Genomic DNA, 3,866 nt, shown 5'->3' on the forward strand with positions numbered 1-3,866 from the left:
GCTTGTTTCAGGCTGCCAAGCGCAAGGCGCGCGGCTGCTACACGCGCTTCGAAACAATGCGAACCGTGCTGTTCCTCATCGCCGGCAAGCTAGATTTCTCCAGCTTCAACCCGCATGCCTCGTGAGCTGCGTTACCCACTGCATTTTCAAAAAAGCCATAAATTTGCCCATTTCTCGCTAGCGCAATCAAAGGCGATATGTGGCGACGAAACGGAAGTTGTCACGATTGAAAACAACGACATGGAAGCGCTTGAAAAGATTTGTAGGCGCAGCGCCGTGGTTGCATATATTTCCGATGCGACGTATAGCATAGAAGGCTTCGCGAACATATCAAAGCTCATGGAGCTTCAGGAACGCTATGGCCTGTTCGTTTATCTGGACGATTCGCACGGACTTTCCATTACGGGTGTGAGAGGGCGTGGGTATGCACTTACGAGGATGCGAGAGCTAAATGAGCGCACTGTCGTCGTGGCATCGCTCGCAAAGGCATTCGGCGCAGCGGGCGGCGTCCTGCTATCCGGTCACCCGGACATCAAGCGTCTTTTAATTCGATACGGCAATCCTTGGTCGCAGTATCTAAATTCGGCGGGGATTGGCGGCGGGCTGGCTTCGCTCGACCTGCATGAGTCGCCCGAGTTGCTGCGCGCTCAGTCCGCACGAGCACGCAACGCCGCAATTTTCGATCGGCACTTTCCGACCGGCAATGCGAGAAGGCCGACTCCTATTCGCGTCGTCCGGTTAGGAAACCCAAAATCAGCGATAGACGCAGCAAAGCGGCTTATGGATCTCGGATTTTACACTTCCCCAGTATTTTTCCCGGTCGTTCCCAAAGGTACCGCCGGGTTGCGTATCATGCCGCGCGCCGATATCGACAAGGAGACGATGCAGCAATTTTGCGAGCACTTGAAGTCGGTGTGTGCCAACACGCTTTTGGAAGGTCAGTAGATGAAGGGGGCTCACCCGACAAGCGCGGACGTCGCTGGAGCGTGGCGGCGGAAATTGGTGCAATCCATCCTCGAACCGGCGACAGTTCGGCTGCTGAGGACGGCAAAGATACTACCGGGCGCACGTGTGGCGGACTTCGGCTGTGGCGAAGGGGCCGTTGCCTTGTTGCTTGGCCGGATGGTCGGTCCAATGGGCCGTGTCTACGCGGTTGACCGGTGCGAAGCCTCCCTGGAGACACTGAAAGTAAAAGCTCATGCCGCGGGGATCGGCAATATATCGCTTGTCCATGGTGACATCGATGAGGCATTGGTAGGCATTCCGGCAATCGACGTCGCGTATAGCCGTTTTTTTCTTATGCATTTGTCGTGTCCTCGGAGCGTGCTGGCTCACATCAGGGACAAGTTGCTTGATGGCGGGCGCTTGGTCGTCGAGGAACCGTTGATCGTAGAGACGGCCGAATACCCGAGACTCGGTATGTGGGATTCGCCAATTGCGCTTTATGAGGCTCTCTGTCGATGGACATCGACCAATCCCAATTTTGGCCGGGAGCTGTTGATGGAAGCGAGTGCGGCGGGCTTCGATATCGACGATAACTTCCGATCTCAGCCGGAGTTGTCGCCCGAGTTGGCGAGAAAGTACATCCACTGCACACTGAGAGCCTCAAAAGCGGTCTACATCCGCGCCGGAGTAATCGACGAATTCAGCTTTGATCGCTTGCTGAGCCGAATCAAAAACATGGACGTGTCGCGCATCGAGCGCTGCAGTTTTCACACGGTAGTCCAAGCGATCTTCAGTCCGACCGCCACTCGGAAAAACCGGCAGAAAACCTCATGGCGACAACAATGAGAAGCACGAAAAGCTCTACCGATCCCGAAGTGGTCATAGTCGGGTCGGGGCTCAGCGGCGCCGCGGTTGCCGACACATTACGTCGACGCGGCATAAGTTCAGTGATCTTTGAAGCGGGCGCCATACCGTACGCTCTGGCCGGCCAACGGTTCGAGAGCATGGCGGAGTATCGCGACTTCGTTCGGCCCTGCTGGGAAGTAAATGAAACGAACTGGAACTACGAAGCCGATCGCAACGTTTTCGATTGGATTCGTGTGCGAGCGGCAGGCGGACGCTCGTTGCGGTGGCGCGGATGGCTTGCCAAACCACAGCTCGAGAACTTTACCATTGCGTCGGGCCCACGCGGTCGATGGCCGTTTGCGCCTGCGGAGATGGACGCGCTATACAGTCGCGCATTCCGCTGGTTAAACGCCACATCGTCGGCGCTCAATTCTCGATTTATTGATCTTGCTGATCGCTGCAACGAACAGGTGTGCCCAAAAATCGCCGCGGCGTCAATCGATCGAATTCGGCCTTTGTGCTCAATTGACCGCCTTGCTAAAGAGCCTCGCTGCAGAGGGCGCGCCGGGCGCATCGTCGTTCGAGAGCAGGTCGCCGTTACGCGAGTGATATGCGCAGGCAACAAGACGGAAGGCGTTGAGTATTGCGAACTGATTACCGGGAAAACCCGTCATATCGGTGCGAGCGTTGTCGTGCTAGCAGCCTCGCCGATCGAGACAACACGACTTTTACTGCTGTCGGATCTCGAGCGGCAAACGGATGCATGGGCGCTGATCGGAAAGAACTACCTCGATCATATCGCAGCGAGCTACTTGGCTATTCTCCCTGACCGCCCGATGGAGTCGTCGGGTGCCGGACTTCTTCAAGGGAGCGCGACGATGCCCTTGGCCGGGCGCAGTCGAGCGTTCAGGGAGGCGTACGGAGGGTTTACGATCGAGTTGAATGGGCCCAACCCCGCGTCGTTTTACGAGTCGGAGATACTATCGGCCGCAGGTCTTGACCCCGTCGAGGATAGGCACGTCGCCTGCATTGGCGTAAATGCTATTGGTGAGCTGCTTCGGTCGCCAAAGCGCAGTGTCAGCCTTGCCGAAGGGCGCGATGGTCTGCTCCGCCCCATGCCAAACATAAGGATCGGGTGGGAAGAGAGTGACCTGACACTCGCGCGGAAGATGGAATCAGAGGCCGAACTTATAGCGACTATTTTGGCCGGCAAAGGTGGGCGTGCCGTGAAGGTACGCAAGACGTTGACGTTGGGTGGTACCGGCACGTCACATGAAGCGGGAACATGCCCCATCGGCTTAGCCGACAGAGACTCGGTGACGTACCTTGACGGACGGGTTCACGGCATAGGCGGTCTTTATATCGCGGACGCGTCGCTTTTCCCAACAGCCCTCGACTGCCATCCGACGCTGACGGTCGTTGCGCTGGCGTTGAATACGGCGGATGGAATAACGCGTCGCATGCGCATTGGCGGGTGAAACTTCGCAGCAACTCCAGAGTCGCCGCGACGCGTCCATGTGTCAGTACGCGTTATTAAACCAAGCATCGTCACTTCGACAAAGGAAAGACTGCATATATGAACATCTACTCCATTGATCAATTGGTGGCGCTAGCGAAATCCTGCTCCCCCATCTATCGGGAGCACTACCGAGACATTCGACATACAGCGACACTTACCGACTTACCAGTGTTATCCAACGAGACGCTGATGGAATTAGTCCATGCACGGCAGCCAGATTTCGTTTTTGGGGAAGGTGCGATGCACGGAATCGTATTCGAATCGTCTGCGTCTACCGGCAAACCGAAAGTTACCCCTATTCGGGCGCGATGAGTGGGAGGCATCGACCCGTCTTCTCTCGACGCAGTTATGGCGTACAGGACTCCTCAGAGACCGAGACCGGGTCTCAAACCTTTGCGCCACCCCTTACATTTCGTACAGAATCGTTCATAGGGCTCTTTTGAAAATGCAGTGGGTAACGCGGCTCACGAGGCATGCGGGTTGAAGCTGGAGAAATCTAGCTTGCCGGCGATGAGGAACAGCACGGTTCGCATTGTTTCGAAGCGCGTGTAGCCGC

The 3,866-nt window shown here is 56.5% G+C and carries 3 protein-coding genes; all 3 read left to right on the forward strand.

Annotated elements, in window-relative coordinates; genetic code table 11:
- Nucleotides 1–114 precede the first annotated feature (114 nt).
- The 3 genes from GWC77_RS27130 to GWC77_RS27140 are packed head-to-tail and all read left to right on the forward strand — an operon-like array spanning nt 115 to nt 3,269.
- Complete coding sequence (locus tag GWC77_RS27130; RefSeq protein WP_173262402.1) at nt 115–945, forward strand: aminotransferase class I/II-fold pyridoxal phosphate-dependent enzyme; 831 nt, start codon at nt 115–117, stop codon at nt 943–945.
- A 57-nt stretch (nt 946–1,002) separates the two neighbouring features.
- Entirely contained in the window at nt 1,003–1,791 is a 789-nt protein-coding gene (locus GWC77_RS27135; RefSeq protein ID WP_173262405.1) for a methyltransferase domain-containing protein, read from the forward strand.
- Nucleotides 1,788–3,269 carry a GMC oxidoreductase gene (locus GWC77_RS27140; RefSeq protein ID WP_173262408.1) on the forward strand — a complete coding sequence of 494 codons (1,482 nt, stop codon included), beginning with the start codon at nt 1,788–1,790 and terminating at the stop codon, nt 3,267–3,269. The genes GWC77_RS27135 and GWC77_RS27140 overlap by 4 nt, the downstream gene beginning before the upstream one ends.
- Nucleotides 3,270–3,866 lie beyond the last annotated feature (597 nt).

The sequence above is a fragment of the Paraburkholderia sp. NMBU_R16 genome, assembly GCF_013282575.1.
Classification (GTDB): Bacteria; Pseudomonadota; Gammaproteobacteria; order Burkholderiales; family Burkholderiaceae; genus Trinickia.